21 protein-coding genes are annotated in these 24,117 nt (G+C 35.6%); 8 read left to right on the top strand and 13 right to left on the bottom strand.

Annotation, left to right across the window (positions count from 1 at the left end; all coding sequences use genetic code 11):
• Positions 1-172 precede the first annotated feature (172 nt).
• Positions 173-637, top strand: a complete 465-nt coding sequence (locus tag PF028_RS01210; protein ID WP_270860848.1) for a type II secretion system protein — start codon at positions 173-175, stop codon at positions 635-637.
• 376 nt (positions 638-1,013) lie between these two features.
• Here PF028_RS01210 and PF028_RS01205 read toward each other — a convergent pair whose 3' ends face one another.
• The 6 genes from PF028_RS01205 to groES all read right to left on the bottom strand — a co-directional run bounded on the left by PF028_RS01205 (position 1,014) and on the right by groES (position 8,228).
• On the bottom strand, positions 1,014-2,714 hold the full coding sequence (locus tag PF028_RS01205) for a hypothetical protein (RefSeq protein ID WP_270860847.1): 1,701 nt from the start codon (positions 2,712-2,714) through the stop codon (positions 1,014-1,016).
• Between the two features lie 180 nt (positions 2,715-2,894).
• Positions 2,895-4,295: a replicative DNA helicase gene (locus PF028_RS01200; RefSeq protein WP_443101190.1), complete on the bottom strand. Its 1,401-nt coding sequence runs from the start codon at positions 4,293-4,295 to the stop codon at positions 2,895-2,897.
• 16 nt (positions 4,296-4,311) lie between these two features.
• Complete coding sequence (gene ispG, locus PF028_RS01195) at positions 4,312-5,370, bottom strand: flavodoxin-dependent (E)-4-hydroxy-3-methylbut-2-enyl-diphosphate synthase (RefSeq protein ID WP_270860845.1); 1,059 nt, start codon at positions 5,368-5,370, stop codon at positions 4,312-4,314.
• Positions 5,371-5,474: 104 nt separating this feature from the next.
• Positions 5,475-5,780: a DUF4298 domain-containing protein gene (locus PF028_RS01190; RefSeq protein ID WP_270860844.1), complete on the bottom strand. Its 306-nt coding sequence runs from the start codon at positions 5,778-5,780 to the stop codon at positions 5,475-5,477.
• Between the two features lie 533 nt (positions 5,781-6,313).
• A complete protein-coding gene (gene groL / locus PF028_RS01185) occupies positions 6,314-7,951 on the bottom strand; it encodes a chaperonin GroEL (protein WP_270860843.1) in 1,638 nt (545 codons plus the stop codon).
• 13 nt (positions 7,952-7,964) lie between these two features.
• A complete protein-coding gene (gene groES, locus PF028_RS01180; RefSeq protein WP_270860842.1) occupies positions 7,965-8,228 on the bottom strand; it encodes a co-chaperone GroES in 264 nt (87 codons plus the stop codon).
• A 221-nt stretch (positions 8,229-8,449) separates the two neighbouring features.
• On the opposite strand from groES, the gene PF028_RS01175 reads away from it, so the two are divergent.
• Positions 8,450-10,741 (top strand): hypothetical protein, encoded by a 2,292-nt coding sequence (locus PF028_RS01175; protein WP_270860841.1) that lies wholly within the window; start codon positions 8,450-8,452, stop codon positions 10,739-10,741.
• Between the two features lie 56 nt (positions 10,742-10,797).
• Here the strand turns inward: PF028_RS01175 and PF028_RS01170 are convergent, their stop codons facing one another.
• A complete protein-coding gene (locus tag PF028_RS01170) occupies positions 10,798-11,547 on the bottom strand; it encodes a hypothetical protein (protein WP_270860840.1) in 750 nt (249 codons plus the stop codon).
• Between the two features lie 40 nt (positions 11,548-11,587).
• Positions 11,588-11,935: a peptidoglycan-binding domain-containing protein gene (locus PF028_RS01165; protein WP_270860839.1), complete on the bottom strand. Its 348-nt coding sequence runs from the start codon at positions 11,933-11,935 to the stop codon at positions 11,588-11,590.
• A gap of 295 nt (positions 11,936-12,230) precedes the next feature.
• Between PF028_RS01165 and PF028_RS01160 the strand changes: the two genes are divergently transcribed.
• Complete coding sequence (locus tag PF028_RS01160) at positions 12,231-12,413, top strand: YgaP-like transmembrane domain (protein ID WP_270860838.1); 183 nt, start codon at positions 12,231-12,233, stop codon at positions 12,411-12,413.
• Between the two features lie 177 nt (positions 12,414-12,590).
• Here PF028_RS01160 and PF028_RS01155 read toward each other — a convergent pair whose 3' ends face one another.
• Positions 12,591-14,672: an RNA degradosome polyphosphate kinase gene (locus PF028_RS01155; protein WP_270860837.1), complete on the bottom strand. Its 2,082-nt coding sequence runs from the start codon at positions 14,670-14,672 to the stop codon at positions 12,591-12,593.
• Between the two features lie 75 nt (positions 14,673-14,747).
• On the opposite strand from PF028_RS01155, the gene PF028_RS01150 reads away from it, so the two are divergent.
• Positions 14,748-16,070, top strand: coding sequence for a ComEC/Rec2 family competence protein (locus tag PF028_RS01150; protein ID WP_270860836.1), 1,323 nt, complete (start codon positions 14,748-14,750; stop codon positions 16,068-16,070).
• Here the strand turns inward: PF028_RS01150 and PF028_RS01145 are convergent.
• A complete protein-coding gene (locus PF028_RS01145; protein ID WP_270860835.1) occupies positions 16,023-16,856 on the bottom strand; it encodes a YihY/virulence factor BrkB family protein in 834 nt (277 codons plus the stop codon). The genes PF028_RS01150 and PF028_RS01145 overlap by 48 nt on opposite strands.
• Before the next feature lie 309 nt (positions 16,857-17,165).
• Here PF028_RS01145 and PF028_RS01140 point away from each other — a divergent pair, with 309 nt between their 5' ends.
• Positions 17,166-17,750, top strand: coding sequence for a hypothetical protein (locus PF028_RS01140; RefSeq protein ID WP_270860834.1), 585 nt, complete (start codon positions 17,166-17,168; stop codon positions 17,748-17,750).
• Between the two features lie 346 nt (positions 17,751-18,096).
• Here PF028_RS01140 and PF028_RS01135 read toward each other — a convergent pair whose 3' ends face one another.
• Both PF028_RS01135 and PF028_RS01130 read right to left on the bottom strand, forming a co-directional pair.
• Positions 18,097-19,476, bottom strand: a complete 1,380-nt coding sequence (locus PF028_RS01135; protein WP_270860832.1) for an FAD-linked oxidase C-terminal domain-containing protein — start codon at positions 19,474-19,476, stop codon at positions 18,097-18,099.
• The gene (locus tag PF028_RS01130) at positions 19,466-20,197 is read right to left on the bottom strand and encodes a plasminogen-binding N-terminal domain-containing protein (RefSeq protein ID WP_270860831.1); all 732 of its coding nucleotides are present in this window, start codon (positions 20,195-20,197) and stop codon (positions 19,466-19,468) included. The genes PF028_RS01135 and PF028_RS01130 overlap by 11 nt, the downstream gene beginning before the upstream one ends.
• A gap of 135 nt (positions 20,198-20,332) precedes the next feature.
• Between PF028_RS01130 and PF028_RS01125 the strand changes: the two genes are divergently transcribed.
• The 3 genes from PF028_RS01125 to PF028_RS01115 are packed head-to-tail and all read left to right on the top strand — an operon-like array spanning position 20,333 to position 23,446.
• A complete protein-coding gene (locus PF028_RS01125; protein WP_270860830.1) occupies positions 20,333-21,502 on the top strand; it encodes a peptidoglycan DD-metalloendopeptidase family protein in 1,170 nt (389 codons plus the stop codon).
• Between the two features lie 10 nt (positions 21,503-21,512).
• Positions 21,513-22,877 (top strand): magnesium transporter, encoded by a 1,365-nt coding sequence (gene mgtE, locus PF028_RS01120; RefSeq protein ID WP_270860829.1) that lies wholly within the window; start codon positions 21,513-21,515, stop codon positions 22,875-22,877.
• Complete coding sequence (locus tag PF028_RS01115) at positions 22,862-23,446, top strand: NUDIX domain-containing protein (RefSeq protein WP_270860828.1); 585 nt, start codon at positions 22,862-22,864, stop codon at positions 23,444-23,446. The genes mgtE and PF028_RS01115 overlap by 16 nt, the downstream gene beginning before the upstream one ends.
• A gap of 5 nt (positions 23,447-23,451) precedes the next feature.
• On the opposite strand, the gene PF028_RS01110 is transcribed toward PF028_RS01115, so the two are convergent.
• Positions 23,452-24,087 (bottom strand): Crp/Fnr family transcriptional regulator, encoded by a 636-nt coding sequence (locus tag PF028_RS01110; RefSeq protein WP_270860827.1) that lies wholly within the window; start codon positions 24,085-24,087, stop codon positions 23,452-23,454.
• Between the last annotated feature and the right edge of the window lie 30 nt (positions 24,088-24,117).

The raw sequence follows: 24,117 nt of genomic DNA, 5'->3' as shown, positions 1-24,117 counted from the left end.
TACAATCAAAGCTCTATGCTAAAATAGTGAAAAAATGGGCTTTTATTATAAAAATGCAAATTTTTTAAAAAATTCCACAAATAAATTTGCATTTTTTAAAAATTTTGGGTATAATTCGAGTAACATTTTACATACAGGTATGTAAGGTGAAATTTATTTTAAGGAGTAAGCCATGAAAAAAGGTTTCACTATGATCGAATTGATCTTCGTTATTGTTATTTTAGGTATCTTGGCAGCTGTTGCTATCCCAAGACTTGCTGCAACTCGTGATGATGCTGAGATTTCAAAAGCAGCTACAAATATTCAAACTGCTATCAGTGATGTTGGTAGCTACTATACATCACAAGGTAAATTTGGAACAATTGCGGAAATGACTAATGTTCCAAATCCTATTATGGCAAAAGGCTCAACTTGTTTGACTTGGGGAGCTGGTGATGACACAGAAGGAAATATCACAGTAACTCCTGCGACTGCTGGTCTTTGTGATAAAGTATGGAAAATGCCTGGTTTAGAACAAGTTAAAGCGCAAATTGGTACTGGCAATGCATTGAAATTTGGTGGTCAAGGTGTTGTTTATACTCCGGCAGCTGGCACTAACACTCCTAGCAATCCAACCCCAGCTCCAGCAAATCCATAATCGCAGTTAATACAATAGTTTTGCCCCCTTTTAAAGGGGGCTTTTTAAATTCTACACAAATAAAAAGTATCCCTATAATTATTACAAGATTTTGATTTTATTAATATGGTTTCCACGAATTTGCAAAAGATTCTCCATTAGATTTTACAAAATAACATTAGAAAAATTAGATACTTGATTTTTGAAATCTGAACAGAAAGGATAAATTTTATTATTCTCCAAATGCAAATATGACGAAATACTAAAAACACTAACAGATAGTAAAATTTTGGTATTTGCAAAAAATTTAGACACCACTATCTTAAAAAATTTTTATTATTATAAAAACTATAATTTTTTATATAATTTACTAGAAAAATAATACAAAAAACAATTCTCACTTTGCTTTTATACTTTGAAAAATTTCGTCTGAAATTTGCTCAAAAGAAGCGTTTATGTCGTTATTTAGTGAATTTTTAAATTCGTCTTTGCTTTGTAGAATTTGATTGTAAATTTGGCGTTCGAAATCGGCACGATTTAACGCTTCATCGCCCTTTGCAAAAATGTAATCAAACCCAAACCAAGTCGCCACAGCTAGCATTGGCACGCACACGATCGCCCCTGCACCGCACACTACGCCACTACTGCCAGTGGTCGCACTGGCTGCTAGTTTAGCATTTGTTTTAGCTAGGGATTTTGCGATTATTTTTAGTGTTATCGCGCTTCCCACAAAACCTGCCCCCATAGCACTTCCTTGCACCCTAGTAAGCTTATTTTGTAGCAAAAATTCATTTGTAATATTTAGATCAAAACTTAAATTTCCGCTAGTTTTAACTAAGAGCGAATTTAGATTTTTCTCATATTCGCTAATGCCTGAAATAACGAGTTTTTCGATATTTTCGTTGAAATTAGACGGAAAACTTTCATTTAAAAACTGCGTAAATTTATCATTTAAAAATTTGCTTGAATTTTTATCGACCACTCCGTGAAATAGCACCAAATAATCACTCATTGCCGAATAGTTAAAATCTGCCGTTTTTTTCGCAACAAGCCTTGCGCCGTTTTCAAAAACGCTGTCTATGTAAGCATTTAGCGCATTTATCGTGATATTTTTGGCGCTAGTTTTTGTAGCGTTAAATTCATTTATAAATTCGCTAACTTTTTTGCTTTCAAGCTCGAATTTTACGCCATTTTTAAGTATGAATTCAAAAGTTTTTGCACTTATCGTTTCTTGTGAATTAAAATTTTGCAAATTCTTTTGCGTTTTTGGGGCTAAATTTAATATCAAAGTAAAATAAGCCAAAGTTAAAATCGTGCCGATAAAAAGTCCAAATTTAGGCAGTTTTTCGCTTTGTCTTGTTCCAAAAAAATAAGAGATAAAATGCAAAATAGCGACAAAAAACAGAAATTTATTTAAACTGATAAAAAGCAAAATAAATGCCTTTTCATCGCTAAAATAGGCATTTTGCAGATAATTTTGCGCTTCGTTTATGTAAAACGAATAAACAAAAATTTCATTTAAAATCCGTGAAGCAAAACCTGCATTAACGCTTAGTGAAGCTAAATACGACCACAGCGAAGTTTGTTTTGAAATTTCGCCTGTAAAATTTGCATTAAAATCAAAAACCAAATTCAAAATAAAAAATATCAAAATGCCTAAAAAAGCTGTAATCAAAATTACCCATTTTTTGGTAGCAAAATGCAAATTTTTAACTTCGTTTTTGAAAATTTTTAAGATAAAAAATCGCACCAAAACAAACAAAACAGGCAGTATCGTAAAAACAAAAGCAAACTCAAAAGGCAAAATGCTAAGCAAATTCAAAATCAATGAAAAAGCTAAAATAACGGCACTAAAAAATGCAAAAATCGTACTTAAAATTTTGCCTGAAAGAAGTTTGCGAATTTTGCTTTCGTTTTTATAAAAACCCCTGTGCAAGGCGATTTTACGAGCATAAATATAATCAAAAATCTCTTTTGCAATAATAAAAGTCCAAAATACAAAAAAGGCAAAAACGCTTATGTCGCCAAATTCGGCACAAAAAATCGCAAAGACAAAAAGCGAAGCAAAAATTACGATTTTTACAAGCAAATTCGCCATTTTTTTCCTTTTTTTTCTTTAAATTTTGCAATAAATTTGCTTAATTTGCAAATAAATATTCAAGACAGAGTGGGCGTAGTAATTTAAAAAATTTCACGCTTCCTAGCGTAGCACACTTTGTCGTGTGTGAGCGACGGAAGCGTAAAATTTTTTAATTTAATCCGTCTGGTATGGGGAATTTTAGCCCTGAAACTCCACAGCTTCGAGTGGTTCGATATTTGTCGGCATAAAACTATTATCGACAAATCTTGTAAATTGCTTTTGAAAAACCACTTCGACCGTGCCAAGTGCGCCGTTTCGGTTTTTGCCGACTATGATTTCGGCTTTTTCTTCGTTTGCGTTTGGTATAAATTTGCGTTCATACTCGCGTCCTTCGTTTCTAGCGCGTTCTTCTCGCTCTTTTTCTTCTTGTTCGGCGTAAAAATCGTTTCGATAAACAAATAAAATCACATCGGCGTCTTGCTCGATCGCCCCGCTTTCGCGTAAATCGCTTAGCATTGGGCGTTTATTTGCCCTACTTTCTAGCCCACGATTTAACTGCGACAACGCAACGATTGGCATATTTAGCTCACGCGCTAAAAGTTTCAAGCCACGCGAAATTTCAGCGATTTGCAAATGCCTTTCGTTATATGTGCTAGAACTCGTCATAAGCCCGATATAATCGATCACACAAAGGCTAATATTAGCGTTTGCGGCTTTTAGTTTGCGAAGCTGGGTGCGAATTTGGTGGATATTTACATAACCGCTATCATAGACAAAAAGCTGTTTGTCAAGCATATCGTTAAGAGCGTCGTTAAAACGGCTAAATTCGTCATCTTCCATTTTGCCCGTCATTATATTTGAAAGTGGAATTGAAGTTTTTGCACTCATTATACGCATCATCAGCTGAGCTGCCGACATTTCGAGCGAGAAAAATGCTACGCCTTTATTTAATGCCAAAGTTTTCATAATGACATTTAACGCAAACGCCGTCTTTCCCATACCGGGACGAGCCGCTATGATGATGAGTTCGCCGTCTTTAAAGCCTTTTGTGTATTCGTTTAGATAGCGAAAGCCCGTGTCAAGCCCGATTAAATCTTGATCGGCAAGTTCTTTTTGTTTTTTGATTTCATTTGCGACTTCTGTTAAAATTTGCGGCATTTCTTTTATGGCTGAGCTATGCTCGTCATCGACAAGTGCGTAAATTTCGGCACTTATGTCATCGACCATATCTTTGCTAGGTTTTGGCTCATTTACTTCGTTTGGAATTTTGTGAGCGATTTTCACAAGTGAGCGTTTGATAGATTTTTCTTTCAGCTCTTTTGCGTATTTTTTGACATCGATTAACGAGCTAGTTGCCAAAATCTCGGTAAATACGCTCTCGTCGTATCTATCCCCTAAGCGTTTTTTCGCAAATGCAGGATCTATCGGCTCGTCGTTATTAACGCAATCAATAATTGCAGAAAAAATGTCGCTATGCCCTTTAAAATAAAAATCTTGCGAATTTATAATATCCAAAATCTCGCTAAATCCGTCATCGTTGTAAAAAATCGAGCTTAAAATCGACCTTTCAAGGTCAATATCATATAAATTTGATGAAATTTCAACATTTATTTTATCATTTTTCATAGTTTTTCACCTCATCTTCTACTTCTTGCAAAAATCTCTCTACGAGTTCGCTCTCTTTTAGCTTTGCCACTATTTCGCCACGCCTAATCACTAGCCCGTTTCCCTTGCCAAAGGCGATAGCGACATCTGCACCTTTGGCTTCGCCAAGCGCATTTACCACGCAGCCCATGACTGAGATGTTTAAAGGTGCTTTTATGTGCTTTGTGCGCTCTTCTACGATTTTAATCGCACGGACTAAATCGCTTTGCAAACGCCCACAAGTAGGACATGAGATGATATTTATGCCGCTTTTTTGCACTCCGGCATCTTGGAGTATCGCTTTGGCGACTTTGATTTCTTCTTCGAGTTCGCCGGTTATGCTTACTCTCATCGTATCGCCGATACCTTCTAATAAAAGCGTTCCGAGCGCGATTGCGCTTTTTATCGTCGCGTGGAAGGTCGTCCCAGCTTCGGTAACGCCTAAGTGAAACGGATACTCGCAAAGCGGACGAAGTGTGCGGTAGGCTTCTACGGTGCGGGGCACATCGGAGCTTTTTAGCGAAATCGCAATGTCGGTAAAATCAAAATCTTCGAGCAATTTAAAATTATAAAGCGCACTTTGGATCATGCCTTGCGGGGTTCTGCCAAATTTGGCTTCAAACTGCTCTTCGAGTGAGCCCGAATTTACCCCTATGCGAATCGGCAAATTTCGCTCTTTACACGCTTTTACCACTTCTTTTATGCGCTCACTTCCGCCGATATTGCCCGGATTTATGCGAATCGCATCGACGAATTCGGCGACTTCAAGCGCTAAGCGATAGTTAAAATGAATATCCGCAACTATCGGCAAGGGCGAGTTTTTCTTTATCTCTGCCAAAGCTTTTGCGTCGTCATGATCTAGCACAGCACATCGCACCAAATCAGCCCCCGCAAAATAAAGGCGATTTATTTGCGCAAGAGTGCCATTTATATCTTTTGTCTTTGAAAATGTCATCGACTGCACCGAAATCGGCGCGTCCCCGCCGATAGCAAGGGAGCCCACTTTTATCTGTTTTGTCTTGTATCTCATCACTAAATTTACCTTAAAAATTTTAAAAAATTTGCATTTTTGGATTTTACCAAAATGCGGTTTAAATTTTGATTTTTTGCACTAATCTACTTTAAATTTAAAATTTACTTTTCTTTTAAAATTTTATTTGCGATTTTTTGCATTTGTTTTGCAAGATATTTGTTTTCGCAAAAGGCGTTATAAATGCCGTCTTCACTGAGTGCGCCACTATTTATAGACTTTGGAATTTTGCTTTTTTCGTCAGCTTCGTAGTCCTTTCGCCATACGCCGTCAAAATAGTATTTGCTAAGTTTTTTCATCATTTTTTGCGAATTTTTAAAATTTTCTAGTGCGATTTCAAATTCTTTTTGTGCATTTTCTACTTCTTTTAAAAACTCGCTCATTTTTTCTATTCGCTCGATTTGGTTCATTTTTTCTGCCTTTTTTGCCTAAATTTGGTGCAAATTTTAGTTTAAAATTTATAAATTTGCAAATTTCAAAAATCAAAAAAAACAATAACCGAATTGTATAAATTTTTGCAAAAAACCAAATTCTAAATTGAATTATTGGCGATTGCTTCAAATTTGCTACGCAAATTCTCGCAATGACAATGGAAACGAATTTACCCAATTTGTCATTGCGAGATTTTCGTAAGAAAATCGAAGCAATCGCCAATGATTAAATTTCCTGTTTTTTTTGCAAATTTAAAAAAATATTTGATTTTAAATTCTATAAATTTGCAAATTTACATTTTTATTATTTTATCACTGGCGATTGCCACGAATTTTTGCTAACGCAAAAATTCTCGCAATGACAATGGAAAGATTTTAAATTTGTGATTTTGAAGTATTTTGAGTAAATTTCGAGAGTTGTGAAGTAAAAGCGAACGAAGATAGAACAGAAAAGTTCATCGAGAGAGCTTTTACGAACTCTCTCGAAATTTGCCAAAAGACGAAATAAAAAACTACATCATTCCGCCCATGCCGCCCATTCCGCCCATATCCGGCATCGCTGGCATTGCAGGTTTGTCTTCTTTTATTTCGCTAACGGTTGCTTCTGTCGTTAGTAGCAGACTTGCTACGCTTACGGCGTTTTGAAGTGCGATTCTTTCGACTTTTACAGGGTCGATGATACCTGCTTTAAACATATCGACATATTCGCCGTTTGCTGCGTTAAAGCCAAATTTCTTGTCTTTGTTTTCGGCTACGCCGTTTGCGACTACACCTGCGTCAAATCCTGCATTTTCTGCGATTTGGCGAAGTGGCGCAAAAAGCGCTCTTTTTACTATATCGGCACCGATTTTTTCATCACCTTTTAGATCTAGTTTTACGCTTAGACTTGCTTTTATTAGTGCAGCTCCGCCACCTATGACGATACCTTCATCAACGGCAGCTTTTGTCGCATTTAGCGCATCATCAACGCGATCTTTTTTCTCTTTCATCTCTGTTTCGGTTGCTGCGCCTACTTTTATGACAGCAACGCCGCCGCTTAGCTTAGCTAATCTTTCTTGCAATTTTTCTTTATCATAATCGCTTGTAGTCTCGGCGATTTGAGCTTTTATTTGCGAAATTCTAGCATTTATCGCTTTTTTCTCGCCTGCGCCATTTACGATTGTTGTGTTATCTTTGTCGATGACAATGCGTTCAGCTTTACCAAGATCGGCTAAACTAGCACTTTCTAGCGTTCTGCCTAGCTCTTCACTGATAACCGCTCCGCCTGTTAGTATCGCAATATCTTCAAGCATTGCTTTTCTTCTATCACCAAAGCCCGGAGCTTTTACAGCTGAAATGTTTAACACGCCACGAAGCTTATTTACAACAAGAGTTGCCAAAGCTTCGCCCTCGATGTCTTCTGCGATGATTAAAAGCGGTTTGCCTGTTTTTTGAACTTGCTCTAAAACAGGAAGCAAATCTTTTAAATTTGTGATTTTTTTATCAAATAGTAAAACAAGAGCTGAATTTAACTCAACTATCATTTTATCAGGGTTTGTGATGAAATACGGGCTTAGGTAACCGCGGTCAAACTGCATACCTTCGACGACATTTAGCTCATCGTTGATTGATTTTGCTTCTTCTACTGTGATAACGCCGTCTTTGCCGACTTTTTCCATAGCTTCTGAAATAAGATCGCCTACTGCACTATCGTTATTTGCTGAAATTGTCGCAACTTGTGCTATTTCAGTTTTTCCACTTACTTTTTTAGAAGCTTTTTTTAGCTCTTCGATAACAGCAGCAGCGAATTTATCCATACCGCGTTTTACTTCGATAGGATTTGCCCCTGCTGTTACATTTCGTAAGCCTTCTTTGAAAATAGCGTGAGCTAAAACGGTCGCAGTCGTTGTGCCATCACCTGCTTCGTCGTTTGTTTTGCTTGCAACTTCTCTAACCAAACTTGCACCCATATTTTCGATAGTATCTTTAAGCTCGATCTCTTTTGCCACGCTTACGCCGTCTTTTGTGATAGCAGGTGCGCCAAAACTTTTTTGGATAAGCACATTTCTGCCTCTTGGTCCCATTGTAACTTTTACTGCATCATTTAGTTTTTTAACGCCATTATAAAGCTTGTTTCTAGCGTCATCTGAAAAATTTATCTCTTTTGCCATTTTCTTTCCTTTACTATTTTATTATGCCTAAAACATCTTCGAAATTTAAGATAAGATATTTCTTATCATCTAGCGTGATCTCGCTACCTGCGTATTTTGCAAATGCTACCACATCGCCTTTTTTTACGCCGTCGCACTCCGTGCCTACTTCTACGATTTTACCTGTTGATGGTTTTTCTTTTGAAGCGTTATCAGGTATGATAATGCCAGAAGCCGTTGTTTTAACCTCTTCTTCGCGTGAAACTAATACGCGTTTTCCAAGCGGTTGAAATTTCATTTTTTTTCCTTTTATTAAGAATTTTTGTTTTTGATTTTTTAGCACTCTTTTAAATTGAGTGACGAAATTATATGTAAATTTTGCTTTTTTGTCAATACCTAATCAAAAATTTATCATAAAATTTTAGTCCTATCGGCTCAACTTTGTAAATTTTTAAATTTACTATTTCTTACATATAAAAGAGTATAATTATACGATAAAAATGTTTAAAAGGATTTATAATGAAAATTTTAGGTGCGATTTTAGGGATAATTTTGATACTTTTAGTCGGTGCTTACACTATTGCTTTTACGGATTTTGGAAATTCTATCACAAAACCTTATGTCGAAAAAATCTTAAAAGAAAAAACAGGATATGATATAAAGCTTAGAGAATTTGATTTAAATATCGATGATTTCGACATTACGGCTGAGTTAAATAGCGAAATCGCAGCAAGAGCAAAGGGAAAATATTTTTTGTTTGATAAAAGCTTTGATTTTGATTATGCCCTAGAAGTTGCAAATTTAAAGAGTTTTGGCGTAGAACTAAATGAAAAGATGAATTTAAACGGAAAAGCAGTCGGAAATATCGATAAATTCGCCGTAAATGGTAGCGGAAAAGCATTTGACAGCGACATTAAATTTTTAGCAAATTTGCTCGAAATGAAGCCGACTGATTTGCAAATCGATGCTAAAAATTTAAGCGTTGAAAAGATTTTGGCAGTGGCAAAACAGCCGATTTACGCCAAAGGAAATTTGGACATCATCTCAGACATAAAATCGCAAAATAACGAGCCAAGCGGAACGGCAAACATAAAAAGTGCAAATTTAGTGCTAAATGAAAAGGGTTTTGCCGATATGAATTTAAGCATACCTGCAAACACGAAAGTTGCGTTAAATTCAGACATACGCGTCGCAAATTGGATAGCTAACGCCAAAAGCGTGATAAATTCAAACTTAGCAAATTTAAGTGCAAACGAAAGCATTTATGACATAAAAAATAACACGCTTAAAACCGATTTTGCCCTTAAAATCGATGATTTAGCAAAAATCGCAAAGATTATAAACTATGAAACTAGCGGAAATTTGATCGCAAACGGAAATTTGCAAACTGATATGAAAAAATTCGAGCTTACAAATACTGCCATAAAAGCCTTTAATGGCGGACTTTTGGGCGATTTTAATGGAATTTATGAAGTTGCTTCAAAAGACGGAAAAATAAACGGCGACATAAATATCGCTGATTTTTCAAAGCTAAAAAATCTTACAAAGCAGGATTTAAAAGGCTCAGCCAAAGGCAAACTTGATGCTGTGCTAAAAAAAGGCGAGTTAGAAAATTTAAATTTAAACCTTGATGCTTTGGGTGGAAATCTCGTCGCAAAGGGAAATTTAGGAAATTTAAATATCAACGCAAAAAGCCTAAATTTAGCAGTTATCACTTCGTTTTTGGGGCTTGAAGCTATGGCAAACGGAAATTTAAACGCTACTGCAAAACTTGATTTGCGAAAAGATATAAACGGAAATGCTGAATTTAGCGTAGTTAGCGGCACGGCGTATAAAAAATTCCTTGATAAAACCACAGGCAAGACTTTTCCAAGCGATGTCAAATTCTCGCTAAACGGCAAAACAAATATCAAAAATTCTGTTGCAAATTTTAACTCCATTATAAACACAGATTTGGCAAATATGGAGAAATTCGACGGCTCGTATAACATAAAAAATGGTGCGTTAAACGCAAATTATATCCTAAATGCTCCAAGCCTAGCAAAACTTAAATTTATCGTTGAACGCGATTTAAAGGGCGGTTTTAAAGGCAACGGCGAAATCAAAAAATCTGGCAAAAATTTCAGTGCAACGCTAAATTCGCAAATCGCCAAAGGCACACTAAATGGCTCGATCGTAAATGACGATGCGACATTTAAACTCAGCAAATTTGATATAAAAAGCTTGACAGATTTCCTAAATTTGGGCTATTTCTACGATGGCGTTGGGGACGCAAATTTAGTTTATAACACAAAAAGCAAAAAAGGCAAATTTGACGCTTTGATAAATCAAGGCAGACTAGCTAAAAAAGGGCTTGTAAATACCGTTAGCTCGGTGCTTGGTAGGGATTTAGCAAGTGAAGTTTATAACAACGCCACTTTAAATGGAAATATCGTTAAAGATTTGGTTGATTTTAAGGCTAACATGCAGGCTCAAAAAAGCAAACTTATCATCGAAAAAGGAACGCTAAATTTGGCTAGTAAAGCCATAAATATACCGATTTCGGCAAATATCGAAAAGACGGATTTAAGTGTGCAAATCACCGGCACAACCGAAAATCCTAAATATGCCGTTGATTCAGCGTATCTAAAACAAAAAATCGGCAAAGAAATCGGACGGGGCTTGGATAGACTTTTAGGCGGTAAAAAAGATAGCTCAGGTGGTGCGACCACTGACGGCACTACTGACGGCGGCGCAAACAACGCCAAAGATAAAAGCTCAAAAGAAAAGGCAAAAGACGCCGTTAGGGATATTTTAAAAGGGTTATTTTAGATTTTGATTTGTAATTTCGGCAAATTTAACACCAAAATTTGCCGAAATTAAATTATTTAACTTTGAATTTGCTTATTTTCTTCTTTTTTTGGCAAAAATCCTTCATTTTCTAACGCACTAAAAATTTCGTTTTCATACTTTTTATACTCTGCATTACGGTATTCTACCCAGTTATTTAGTTTGGTTATATCTGATAATTTTCTTTTATACTGATAATTAGCATCCTTAATCGCGTTATAGGCCCTACGACCAAGAAGAAAATAAGAAGGAACCCAAAAAATAATACCAAAAGCAATAAGGCCAGATAATACTTCTTCTGCTTTTACACCTTCTTCTTTTTCACCCATTATTAATATTAATGCTAATCCAGATATAAATAATATAAATACAAATATACACAACATACCAATATCCGCTATCATTCTTGGTTTTTGTGGCAAATTTCTTTTATTCAAATAACCACCAGGAAACCAACTTGGTTCTGAATATTTTTTTGTAGCATTTAAAATACAATAAGCTAGATAATAAGCTCCGTCCCTAGAATAACTCTCAACCACGACAAAATCGCCATTTTTTAAGCTCATTGTATCGCTTATTAATTTAAACGAAGTATCGCCTATATCAAAAGTCCAAATGGTGGCATGTTTTGTTTTTGAACTAATCCTGCCGCCACTGGTATGAGTATAGGCGTCCATGGAGCTGGCTCCAACGCTTGTAGTCGTCGTGGTTCTTATAGGTTCAGCAGAAATGTTAAAATCAGTAACGACTTCTCTTTTTACATCTTCGATATATCCCCAAAAAAACATTTTATATCCTTTCTTACAAAAAATAAAATATCATACTATATTAATTCTTTTTGCCGTCTGCTTTATTTTTAACAGCAATATAAAGTGTGTTTAAATCCGCAGAATTTAGCCCAGTAAATTTCTTTGCAGCGCTGATTGTCTTTTTCCCAAAAACGCCATCGGCTTTGAGCTTATAGCCGTTTTTGATAAGAATTCGCTGGATTTGCATGGTTTTTTCTCTATTGCTTAGATTTATACTTTTGATAACCTTGTTATCTGTCGGTGTATTCGAGGATGTGTTATCGCCTGAAACAAGCCATATAAAACCAACTATGAGAAGTAATCCAAGAATGCCTCCACCACTGCTAACTTTTTCATACCGATTTCCCCACATGTCATAATAAGCCATATTGAACCTCTAATATCACATAAACGATTATTTGTAGGTTTGGATACCTACAAATAAACAATAGAATTAACGAAATTCTCGTCGACAAAAAAATAAAGTCTTATTATACCCCCCCCCTCCCCCCCCCAAGAATTTGCTTAAATTTGATAAAAAATTTGCAAATTTGAGTAAATTTGAGTAAAAATAAAACAAAATTTACTTCCCAAAAAACAAAACTTTTTTATTTGTAACCTTATCACAGATTAAAATCAGCAAATTTTGTATTATTTCAAAAAATTTAACAAAAGGATAAAAAATGAAAGCAAATTTAAGCAAGAAAAAACGCATTAGCAAAATCATTATCGGCATAGCCCTGATGATAGGACTATATTTTGTCAATCCTTGGCTAAGCCTAATCGGTTTAATTCCGATTTTAGTCGGTGTTACAGGCTTTTGCCCTGCGTGTTATTTTTTAAATCGATGTTCTTTAAATAGATAGCAAATTTGGCAAATTTGCTTATGCTTAGTAAGCCAAATTTGCTATATGAGAAACTCATTTTCTTTGTATTTGGGCGAATTTATAAATGCGGTCTTTAAATTCGCCCGAATTTCTTTTTCAAATAAAATCTGTCCAAATTTCATAAAAAACTCGGTGTCAAAACGACACCGAGAATTTTTAACTCTCTTTTAAAAGTTTTGTTGCCAAAACGCTAGAATCGTGTTTTCGGATATTTTTGTAAATTTCGTTGTAGTAGTTTTCAAAAACTTCGTGGCAATTTACCACGCTTTCATTTTCTTTTGGCTCTTTTTTAGTATATTCGCCATCGCTTCCAAGCTCGAAAGCAAGGACATTATCGCTTAATTGAAGTTTAATAATCTCTTTTAATTTATTTTGCAAATTTTCATTGTAAATCGGCGTCATCAGCTCCAAGCGGCGTTCTAAGTTTCGTGGCATCCAGTCCGCACTTGCGATATAAATTCCAGGGCTACTATGTTTAAAATAAAAAATTCGTGCGTGTTCTAGGTATTTTCCTACCACCGAAATCACTTTTATATTGTCGCTAACGCCTTTGATACCGGGACGCAAACAGCAAATTCCACGCACTATCAAATCAATCTTAACACCTGCTGCACTTGCCTTACAAAGGGCTTTTATCATATCGCTATCAACCAAAGCGTTCATTTTAGCGATAATTCTGCCTTCGCTTCCTTTACCTTCTTCGACTTTTATCATTTTCAAAAGTCGCTCTTTTATCTGCATTGGCGACATTGAGAGTTTATCGAGTTTGCGATTTTTATTATATCCTGAAAGTATATGGAAAAAATTCGTCGTATCTTTTGCGAAAATATCATTACTTGTAAAATAGCTAACATCTGTATAAATTTTTGCACTGCTTCCATTGTAATTTCCCGTAGCCAAATGTATATAAAATTTTAGCTTTCCGCCGTCTTTTTTGATGATTTGCGTAACTTTTGCATGAACTTTAAAGCCCGTAATACCGTAAATCACATGCGCTCCTGCGTTTTCTAACGCTTTTGCCCAGTGGAGATTGTTTTCTTCATCAAACCTAGCTTTTAACTCAACCATAACGGTTACTTGTTTGCCGTTACTAGCGGCTTCGATTAGGCTTTGCACTATCGGCGAATTTTTCTCCACGCGATACAGCGTCATACGAATAGAAATCACCTTTGGATCGCTAGAAGCTTCTTTTATGAGCTTTTGAACGGGATCAAAGCTCTCAAACGGGTGAAAAATCAGCACATCTTCTTTGTCAATGGTAGAAAAAACCGAAGTGTTTTCATCAAAGGGCGGAAGCGTTTTTTGCAGATATTGTGGGTGCGCTAGAAAGGAAAAATCCTTATTTCCTGCTATCTCCCAAAGCCCGTCAAGCGTAAGCGGAACGGAGTATTCATAGACATCTTTGTGAAAAATTTTTAAATGCGAATTTAAAAATTCCACTAGATCAGAGTCTGCATTTTTTTCTATTTGCAAACGCACAAAAGCACCTTTTCTGCGAAGTTTCAAGCCCTCTTCAAGAATCATCATAAAATCATCTGCTTCTTCTTCTTCTATCGTAATATCGGCATTTCGCGTAACCCTAAATGCAGCCGAACTTAAAAGTTTAAATCCCGGAAAAATCTCTTCTGCGTGGCGACGAACCAGGCTATCTATCGGCACATAAACGCTTTTATCGACCTGAACAAATCGTGGCAAAACACGCGAAATTCGCACCATACCAAAATGTATGCTTTCTGGGTTTTGTTTATCACAAAGTTTAACAGCTAGTGAAAAACTAAGGTTATTTAGGTGCGGGAAAGGGTGCGTCGAATCCACTGCAATCGGGATAATAATCGGCATAATCTGCTCAAAAAAGAATTTATCAGCAGAAGCTTTTAAATTTTTATCAAGCTCATCGTAATTTTTGATAAAAATGCCGTTTTTGGCAAGTTCAAGTTTAGTGAAAAAATAGTGATCTTCAAGCTCTTTTTGCTCTTTGTTTAAATACTCTCTAATCTCACGCAACTGCTCTAATGGCGTCATTTTATCGTCCCCACTTGTGATGACGCCGGCTGTGAAAAGCTGTTTAAGACCTGCAACCCTAATCATATAAAATTCATCTAAATTTGTGCTGTAAATAGCCAAAAATTTAAGCTTTTCGATTAACGGAATATCTTTGTTGCATTGCGCTAAAACACGCGAATTAAAACGCAACCACGAAAGCTCTCTATTTATAAAAATACTTTGTTTTTCAGCCATTTTTTATCCTTTTTATCAATTTTTAAATTCCATTATTATAGCTAAATGGCGATTAAAAGTTGCTATAATTTCACAATGAAAAAGCTTGAAATTTTTGAAAACAAACGGGAAATTTTGTTGTTTTTGCTTTTTGCGTTATCTGTTTTTATCTTAAATTTGGGCTTTTGTTATAAAGATTTTTATGAATTTAAATCTCAAAAATATAGATTTTATAATGCGCAAATTTTGCAAAATTATGAAAAAACAAATGCTAAGGGCAGAAGCTACCAAGTTTTGCGCCTTAAAACTAGCGAATTTGAGTTTTACACCACTACCAAAAAAGATTTTAAAACCAACGGCGCAAAGTATCTAAATATCGGCGTTATCACGCAAAATGTTAAATTTATCGATTTTGTAAAAAAACGATTTTATATGCCAAGTTTTAAACTAAAACCAAAATTTGAAAATTCGCCAAATTCGGAGCGAAATTCGGCAGAGACCATGCAAAATTCGTCAAATTTTAAAAACAAATTCGCAAATTTAAAACAAAATGCGATAAATTTTATAACCGCCCAACACCAAAATTCAAAAATGCAAGAGCTTTACTCGGCGTTATATTTCGCAACGCCCATTTCAAGGGAACTTCGCGTAAATGTTACAAACTGGGGAATCGCGCACATTATCGCCATTAGCGGATTTCATTTAGGCATTATTTTTGGAATTTGTTTTTTTATTTTTAAGCCCGTTTATAAATTCTTTCAAAAACGCTATTTTCCGTATCGAAGCGTGAATTTTGACATTAGCATTTTTGTTTTTATTTTGATGAGTTTTTATCTTTTGGTGCTTGATTTCACGCCAAGTTTCCTTAGAAGCCTTGCTATGGCGTTTGTGGGGTTTTTCCTTTTAATGCGAAATTTTAAAATCATAAATTTTGCAACACTTTTTATCACTATTGCCTTTTTGATTGCGCTATTTCCGCATTTAGCTTTTTCTATCGGATTTTATTTTTCGTGTATGGGAGTGCTTTTTATTTTCATTTATGTTAAGCATTTTAAGGATAAATTCGGACTTTTTGCTCACTTGATTTTTTTTAATCTTTTTGTTTGGCTTTGTATGAATGTGCCTGTTTATTATTTTTTCTCTACCCTTACCCCACTTCAAATTTCAGTCGTGCCTATAAGCTACACATTTATTATTTTTTATCCATTAAGCGTAGTTTTGCATATTTTTGGCGTGGGATATATTTTTGATGAATATCTGCTAAATTTTTTGGAATTTTCGCTTAGTATTTATAAAACGCAAATTCCGCTGTGGCTTTTTGTGATGGCAAATTTATCTGCAATCTTAGCGATAAAATTTAAAAATTTTGCCCTACTTTGTGCCTTGCTCGGCTTCTTGCCTATCTTTTTTATCGTTTAAAAACACACAAACTTTCACGCCGTATAAAAACAAAATCCAGCTAATGTAAATCCACAAAAGGAAAAACAAAAGCACAGAAAACGAGCCGTAAATGCTAAGATAAGTTTTGTTATAAAAAACATACTGCACGAAAAGAATTTTTAAAATCCACCAAAAAACGCTTGTGATAAACGACGCTATCATTATCGCTTTTGCCGATATTTCGCGGTTTATCGATACGGCGTAAGTTACCGCAAAAATCGCCCAAATGATAAGATACGGCAAAATCGCTAGTAAATTTATCCACCTTGTAAATTCGGTTTGATTTAACAAATTTTGCAAAACGCCACTTACATAAAACGACCCGCCAAGCCCGACGGGAGCTAGTGTCATAAGCGTCCAGTAAGTGCTAAGACTAGCAAAAAAGCTTCGTTTTTTCGCCCCTGAAATATTGCAAATAACCCCTTCAAATTCGCTAAAAAACATAACCGAAGTAAAAATCACCGCCGCGAAGCCCGTGATACCAAGCCCGACACTATTTGCCAAAAACTGCTCGATATACGATGAGAGCGTGTCTTGGTGCGTAGGAAGCAAATTTGCAAATATAAATGTTTTGATTTTTTCGTAATACGCCTTAAAACTTGGCATTTGCATAAAAATGCTTAAAGATACCATTAAAATCGGAAGTAGCGAAAGCATAGTGTGAAAACTAAGGCTAGAAGCATATCGCATGATATTTTTATCATAAACATTTGCGACTTTAAGGGCGCTTTTTAGCGAATTTAGCAGTTCTGTAATCTTTTTCATCATTTTCTCTTTTGTTTTTTGTAATTTTACTTAAAATTTGGGGAATTTGGCAAATTTTTTGCTTATCATTGCAAACGAGTGAAGCAAGAGTGGCAATCTAACAACGCCGATAGAGTTTTTAAAATTCAGCACCGTAAAGTAGGTATCCTTCTTAGCCAAATTTTTGCATTTATTAAATTTTCATTTTTAATATCTTAATTAACCATTGTGGTGGGCAAGGATGCCCACCCTACGATACCATTTAAGTATAAATCTAGTTAAATGTGATAGAATTTCAGAGTTAAAAATATGAAAGTTCAAAGGATAAAATTGAATTTACGAAGCAGTTGGCTAAATAGCTATATTTATTTGATTTTTTATTACCGAGTTTTTAAAAAGCCAAAATCTGTTTTTAGCTCCGTAATTTCGATAATGTCATTAGGTTTAATCGGTTGTTTTCTTTATATGATAGTATTAAATTATTTTGATAATTTATCTTACAATCCAAAAAGACTTGAAAATCTCGACACAAACGAAGGAATTTTACAATCAGCTTGGTATAAAGCAAAAGGCACTGGTGGGACTTTGCGATTAGATTTAAATGAAAAAAATCATAAATTTTATCAAATTCGCAAAAGTGAACGCGAAATTTACGCAAAACTTATTGGCGAGAAAGTTAAGATTTACAGCGAACCAGCTATTTTATTTTACCACGATGAAATATTACAGCTCGAAGATAAAAATGGAATAATTTACATAAAATACGATTATGAAAACAAACTTAAAGAACCAGAAAGACGAGAAAAAATGACAACTTTTTACTTAAAGGCAAGTTTGTTTTTTCTGGTTTTGATTTTCCTTTTAAATTTAAAAGGAAATACGCCAGAAAATTTTAAAAAGGAAATTAATGAATAAAAAATATATTTTAACTTGGATATTTGTAATTTTTTGTCTAATTATTAGCACCGTAGCACAGTAGGGTAGGTATCCTTGCCCACCAAATTTTATATTTTTATCAAATTTCATCATTGTTTCAAACCAGCACCGTAGGGTGGGCGTCCAGCCCACCGAAAAATTTAACGAACATTATGGTGGGCAAGGATACCCACCCTACGATATAAATTTAAATTTGAACTACAAATGCCGACGATTTTAAGCGTTTTGGAGCTTTTACGAGCTGAGCTAGACTGGTGTCTGCGAAGCGAAGTAAAAGCGAACAATCGCTTAAAAGCTAGGCTCATTTCAATCTACAAAACAAAACTTAAAGCCCCATTTTGTTTGGGTTTAATATGTTGTTCGGATCAAAAGCCTTTTTTATCGTTCTAAAAAGTTCCATTTCGGCATCGCTAAATGCTAAGCCCATATACGGGGCTTTTGAGATTCCTATGCCGTGTTCGCCCGAAAGCGTCCCGCCCAAATCAACAGCCGCTTTAAAAATCTCTTCAATAGCGCTGTATCCGCGTTTTACTTCATCTTCGTTATTTTTATCGACCATTACATTTGTATGGACATTTCCATCTCCTGTATGCCCGAAGCATGGCGTCGTAACGCCATATTTATCGGAAATTTGGCGAATTTGGTGCAAAAGTTCAGGAAGTTTTGAGCGTGGCACGGTTATATCTTCGTTTAGTTTTAACGAGCCATAGCAGGTAATCGACTGCGAACAATTTCGCCTTGCAAACCACAAATTTGCGCTCTCGGTTTCATTTTTTGCAGTGATAAATTCACTGGCTCCGTTTTCTTTAAAAACTCGCTCGATGACGCTTAGGTCCTGCTCGATTTGCTCTTGCAAATTTCCATCAACATCGGTAATCAAAATCGCCCCGGCATTTACAGGCAAACCTTTATTAAATTTTTGCTCGACTGCTTTTATGCTAAGATTATCCAAAAATTCCATCGCCACAGGGGTAACTCCTGCTGCCATAGTCTTATAAACGGCGTTCATAGCGGCTTCCACGCTAGGAAAAACGCCCATTGCGGTTTTTTTGAATTTTGGCTTTGAAAGAAGTTTTAGCGTGATTTCGGTTATAACGGCAAGTGAGCCTTCACTAGCGATTAAAATTCCTGCGACATTGTATCCTGCGACATCTTTTATGGTGCGTTTGCCAGCTCTAATAATATCGCCGTTTGGAAGCACGGCACGAAGCGCCATAACATAGTCTTTTGTAATGCCGTATTTTGCAGCTCTCATGCCGCCTGAATTTTCGGCGACATTTCCGCCAAGTGTGCTGTAATTTTCACTAGCAGGATCAGGCGGATAAAAAAGCCCTTTTTCCATAGCGGCTTTTTGCAAATCCATATTTATAACGCCCGGTTGCACGACTGCGACCATATTTTCCATGTCGATTTCTAAAATTTTATTCATGTGCTTTTCAAAAGCTAAAACCACACCGCCGTTATGCGCTAGACTACCGCCTGTAAAGCCACTTCCTGCCCCACGCGGTATAATAATGATTTTATTATCGTTGCAATATTTTAAAATTTTGCTAACATCATCTTCATTTCGCGGAAAAAGCACACCGTCTGGCTCGTAGCGTTTTCTAGTCGCATCATAGCAATACGCAAGTTTGTGCGCTTTGTCGAAATATGCGTTATCGCTACCTAGTAAATCTGTAAAAAAATTTATATGTTTAGTTTCCACTTTTTTGTCCTAAAAGGTATCTATAATGTCTGTCATAGTCGTTGATTTGTCCGTTTAAAACATCAAAAAACATAGTATCAATCTTACCTACGCGTGAGTAAAACGGAATTTGATAGTAGCTTACTTCGCCACTAGCAAAAGTTTTAAGTGGCTCGAAACTGCCACAATCAGCAAATAAACTCTCTTTATCTAATGCGATAAAAATAAGCCCTGCTGCGTTGTTTGAACACATTTTTCTAAAATCATCTCTGCTTGGATTTGGTTTGAAATTATAACTCAAATGCGCTCCTGCAAGATCAGGGTGAATAAAAGTGATATTTGGAAACGCCGCAACGATTTGCTCGTAAATTTCGGCATTTGGCACGACAAGCAAAGCTCTGTTATATAAAAAATTTAAAATCACGGTATCGCCTTGTGAAGGCAAAACTTTTGGCAAAGGAAGCGCTTTTTGTTCTAGCGAATCAAAAACTTCAAATCTAACTTTGGCTAAATTTCCCATTTTTTCGGCTACAACTGCCCTTGCGACGATCGAGCGATCGCCGTTTGCAAATTTATGCATTACCACGCCACTACTTCCGACTGCGATGTCTGAGCTATTCATTATGGTTGCGTAGCCATCTTCGACTTCTAAAAGCGGAGATTCGTAAGTCGGCATACTAAATTCCGCCGCATTTGCACTAATTCCAAATAAAAATAAAAAAGCTAAAATCAATCTTTTCAAAATTTGCTCCTAAAAATAAAAAATTTGCTAATTATACATAAAAATTGGTAAATTCTTGGTTTTTGCCAAATATAAGCGTTAATTTGCTACAATTTCGGCTTATGTAATAAATAAAAAAATAAAAAGCGATTTTCCATGAATAAATTTATATTGATTTTTTTTCTATTTTTTAATTTTGCTTTTGCGATAAATTCGGGCGTTGAGAAATTTAAGTGGCCAGAAGGCGTAAGTTTGCTTCAATTTATGGAAAAATATGAAATCCCGCTTTCTGTTTATTATGATTTAGATAAAGAAGCCCAAGAGCTAACCAGCGAGATAATCTCAGGTTCGATTTGTTATGTTTTGCGTGATGATTTAGGCAAAATTTCGCAACTTTTAATCCCCATTAGCGAAGAGTTGCAAATTCAAATTTACAAAGATAAATTCAATAAATTTAAACTTGATTTTACTCCGATAGTCTATACAAAACAGAGCAACTCGCTTGGAATTTCCATTGAAACTTCGCCGTATAATGATATAGTCAAAGCCACCGGAAATACTGCTTTGGCAAATGAATTTATGAGCGTTTTTAGGGGCGAAGTAGATTTTAAAAGACTTCAAAAGGGCGATAGGCTAGTGCTTTTATACGAACAAAAAACTAGACTTGGTCAGCCTTTTGGCTCTATTAAAATTCTAGCAGGTATGATAGAAGAAAACAAAAAAGGAAATTCTTTATATCTTTTTGAAGATAAATATTTTGATGAAAACGGCAAAAAAATGGAAAGTTTTTTGCTTATCACGCCTATTAATGGCGCAAGAATAGTATCTAAATTTACACCAAAACGCTTTCACCCTATTTTGAAGCGATATAGAGCGCATTTGGGCGTGGATTATGCTGCACCAAAAGGGACAAAAATTTACGCAGCAGGCAACGGCAAAGTTACATTTGTAGGTCGTAGAAGTGGCTATGGAAACACCGTTGAAATTTCGCACGGCGGAGGATATTCGACACTTTATGCACATTTAAACGGCTTTGCAAAAGGCATAAAAGTAGGCACAAATGTAAAACAAAAAGAGCTTATCGCTTATGTTGGAAACACAGGGCTTAGCACGGGACCACATTTGCATTTTGGGCTTTATAAAAATAAACAAGCAATCGATCCTTTAAAAGTAGTAAAAATCGAAAAAACAAATATAGTAAGCAAAGAAGAGCTTAAATTTAAGGCTCTTGTTAAAGATATGAACGCAAAAATGGATTTGGCAAAAGACGGAAATTTAAATCCTCAAAGATTTGAAAATTTTGAAAATTCGATGATTTTGAATTGAAGGTTAGATTATGGAAGCAAGAGAATTTGAAGAAGCACGAGAAGTCCTAGATTCGCATATTGAAGAGACAGCAGAAGAAGAGATAAGCTCAGCAGATCTTGCCGATCACCTAAAAACGCTTAAAAAACACGACGAAGAAAAATATGTCGAATACCTAGAAAAACTAGACCCGGAAGACCTTGCAAATGTCGCTCTTGAAATGCCAGATCACATGCTCGAAGATGTTATCGAAACTATTCCACATGAAAAAATCGTCGAAGCTATCGAAGAGCTAGAAAGCGATGATCAAGCCGAACTTTTCCAAAATATCGAAGAAATAGACGAAGAAAAAGCAAAGCAAATTTTTGAAAAACTTGACGAAGAAGATCAAAAAGATATTTTACAAATTTCAAATTATGAAGATGATGAAGCCGGTGCATATATGCAAACGGAGGTTTTTAGCGCTAAAACAAACGAAACGCTAAAACAAGCCGTAGATCGCCTACGAAATTTAAAAGAAAGCGGCGAAATAGAAAATGTTTTTCAACTTTTTGTTTTGGACGAAAGCGAACGCTTGATTTCAGCATTTTCGACTTCGGATTTGATTTTATATGATTTTAATTTAACTTTAAAAGAGATTATAGATAAATACGATGATGAATACAAACCACATTTTGCCACTGATACCGATAAAATCGATGATGTCGTAAGAGATTTTGAAGAATTTGATTTAAGCGTTATGCCTGTTGTCGATAGCAATGGCGTTTTAATAGGTCGCATCACAAGCGATGATATACACGATATTATCCAAGACAGGGCAACCGAGCAAATTTATCACTTAGCAGGTGTTAATGACGAAGCCGAAGAAGAAGATACGCTAGTAAAAGCAGGAAGCTCTCGTGCGGCGTGGCTTTTTGTGAATTTATGCACGGCTATTGTTAGCTCTGCTATTATCGGGCTTTTTGATAGCACTATCGAAACTATCGTAGCACTAGCTATTTTAATGCCGATTGTTGCTTCTATGGGCGGAAATACAGGCACACAAGCACTTACCGTTACCGTCAGGCGACTGGCTTTGGGCGAAATCGAATTTAAAGATAAGAAAAATGTTTTATTTAGAGAAGTTGCTATTGCTTTTACAAACGGTATGATTTTTGCTATTATTATGGGCTTTGTGGCGTATTTTTGGTTTGGCATAAAGCTTTTAGGCGTTGTTATTGCGATGTCAATGGTGATAAATTTTACTTTTGCTGGAATCTTTGGCACGGTTATACCGCTAACTTTGAAAAAATTTGGCATAGATCCTGCTGTGGGAAGCTCTGTTTTACTTACTACCGTTACCGATATAGTCGGATTTTTTAGCTTTTTAGGACTTGCAACATGGATACTTCTATAAAAAATTTAAAAATTTCAAATATGGAAAAATCAGATTTTGTAAAGCCTTTTCGTTTGCATTTTGAAATGGACGGCAAACCAAGAGTTTGGGATTGTGTTAAAGTCCATGATAGCGTATCAATTTTACTTTTTCATAAAGAAAAAAATGCTCTTTTGCTTGTTAAACAATTTCGTCCGCCTGTTTGGTATCATCAGCAACAAAGCGGGTTTGATTGGAACGAACAAGGCTTTACGCATGAGCTTTGTGCGGGAATTTTGGATAAAAATTTAAGCCCAAAACAAACTGCAATAGAAGAGATTTATGAAGAAACAGGTTATTTGGTTAAAGATTTGGAATTCATAACTAGTTTTTATAGCGCACTTGGTTTTGCGGCAAATAGACAATATCTTTTTTACGGCGAGATTACCGAAGATGATAAAAAGGGCTTAGGTGGCGGAATAGATGGCGAAAAAATCGAGCTTGTATATTTAGATGTCAAAAAGGCAAAGGAATTTATGTTTAATGAAGAGCTCATTAGAGCTCCCGGGTTAATGTTTGCCTTTTTGTGGTTTTTTGCAAATAAAATTTGATTTGTTTATAAAACGCTTATCACGCCGCGTTTGCGAGAGATAAGTTTATCATTTTCCATCTCTTTTAAAATTCTAGAAACAGCTTCTCTCGCGCTTCCTAAATGCGAAGCCAATTCTTCGTGCGTGATCTTCATACTTCCGTTTTGAGAATTCTTTTTTAAAAATGCCAAAATTCGCTCACTAAGTGGCGAAAAAAGTGCTTGTTCCATGACTTTTATAGACTGTGCAAATCGTTTTGCAACAAGCGTTAGTATATGATTTGTAAGACTTTGATATTTATCTTTCATTTTTATAAAAATTTCGGCAGGAATCAGTAAAACTTCGGCTTGTTCTTTAACTTGGATATTGATTTTTGTTTCAAAACTACCCATAAAACAAGAATCGCACAAAACACAACTTTCGCCTTTTTTTAGCATAAAAACGGTGATTTCTTTGAAATTTTCAGATGTTATAAAGGCGCGCAAAAGTCCGCTTTTGACGATAATAAAGCCCAAACACTCGTGATTAAAATATGTAAGTTTATCTTTGCCCAAAACTTTATCAATGCACTTTTCTTCAATCAATTTTTTATCTTCATCACTAAAATCAAATTTATCGATAAATTCTCTACGCAAAATTTCCAAGTCTTTGCTATTTAACATAAAAATCCTTTTCTAAATTTATAAAATTTA

It is taken from the genome of Campylobacter sp. CN_NE2, from assembly GCF_027797465.1.
GTDB lineage: Bacteria > Campylobacterota > Campylobacteria > Campylobacterales > Campylobacteraceae > Campylobacter_B.
This window is presented reverse-complemented; position numbering and strand designations above follow the sequence as displayed.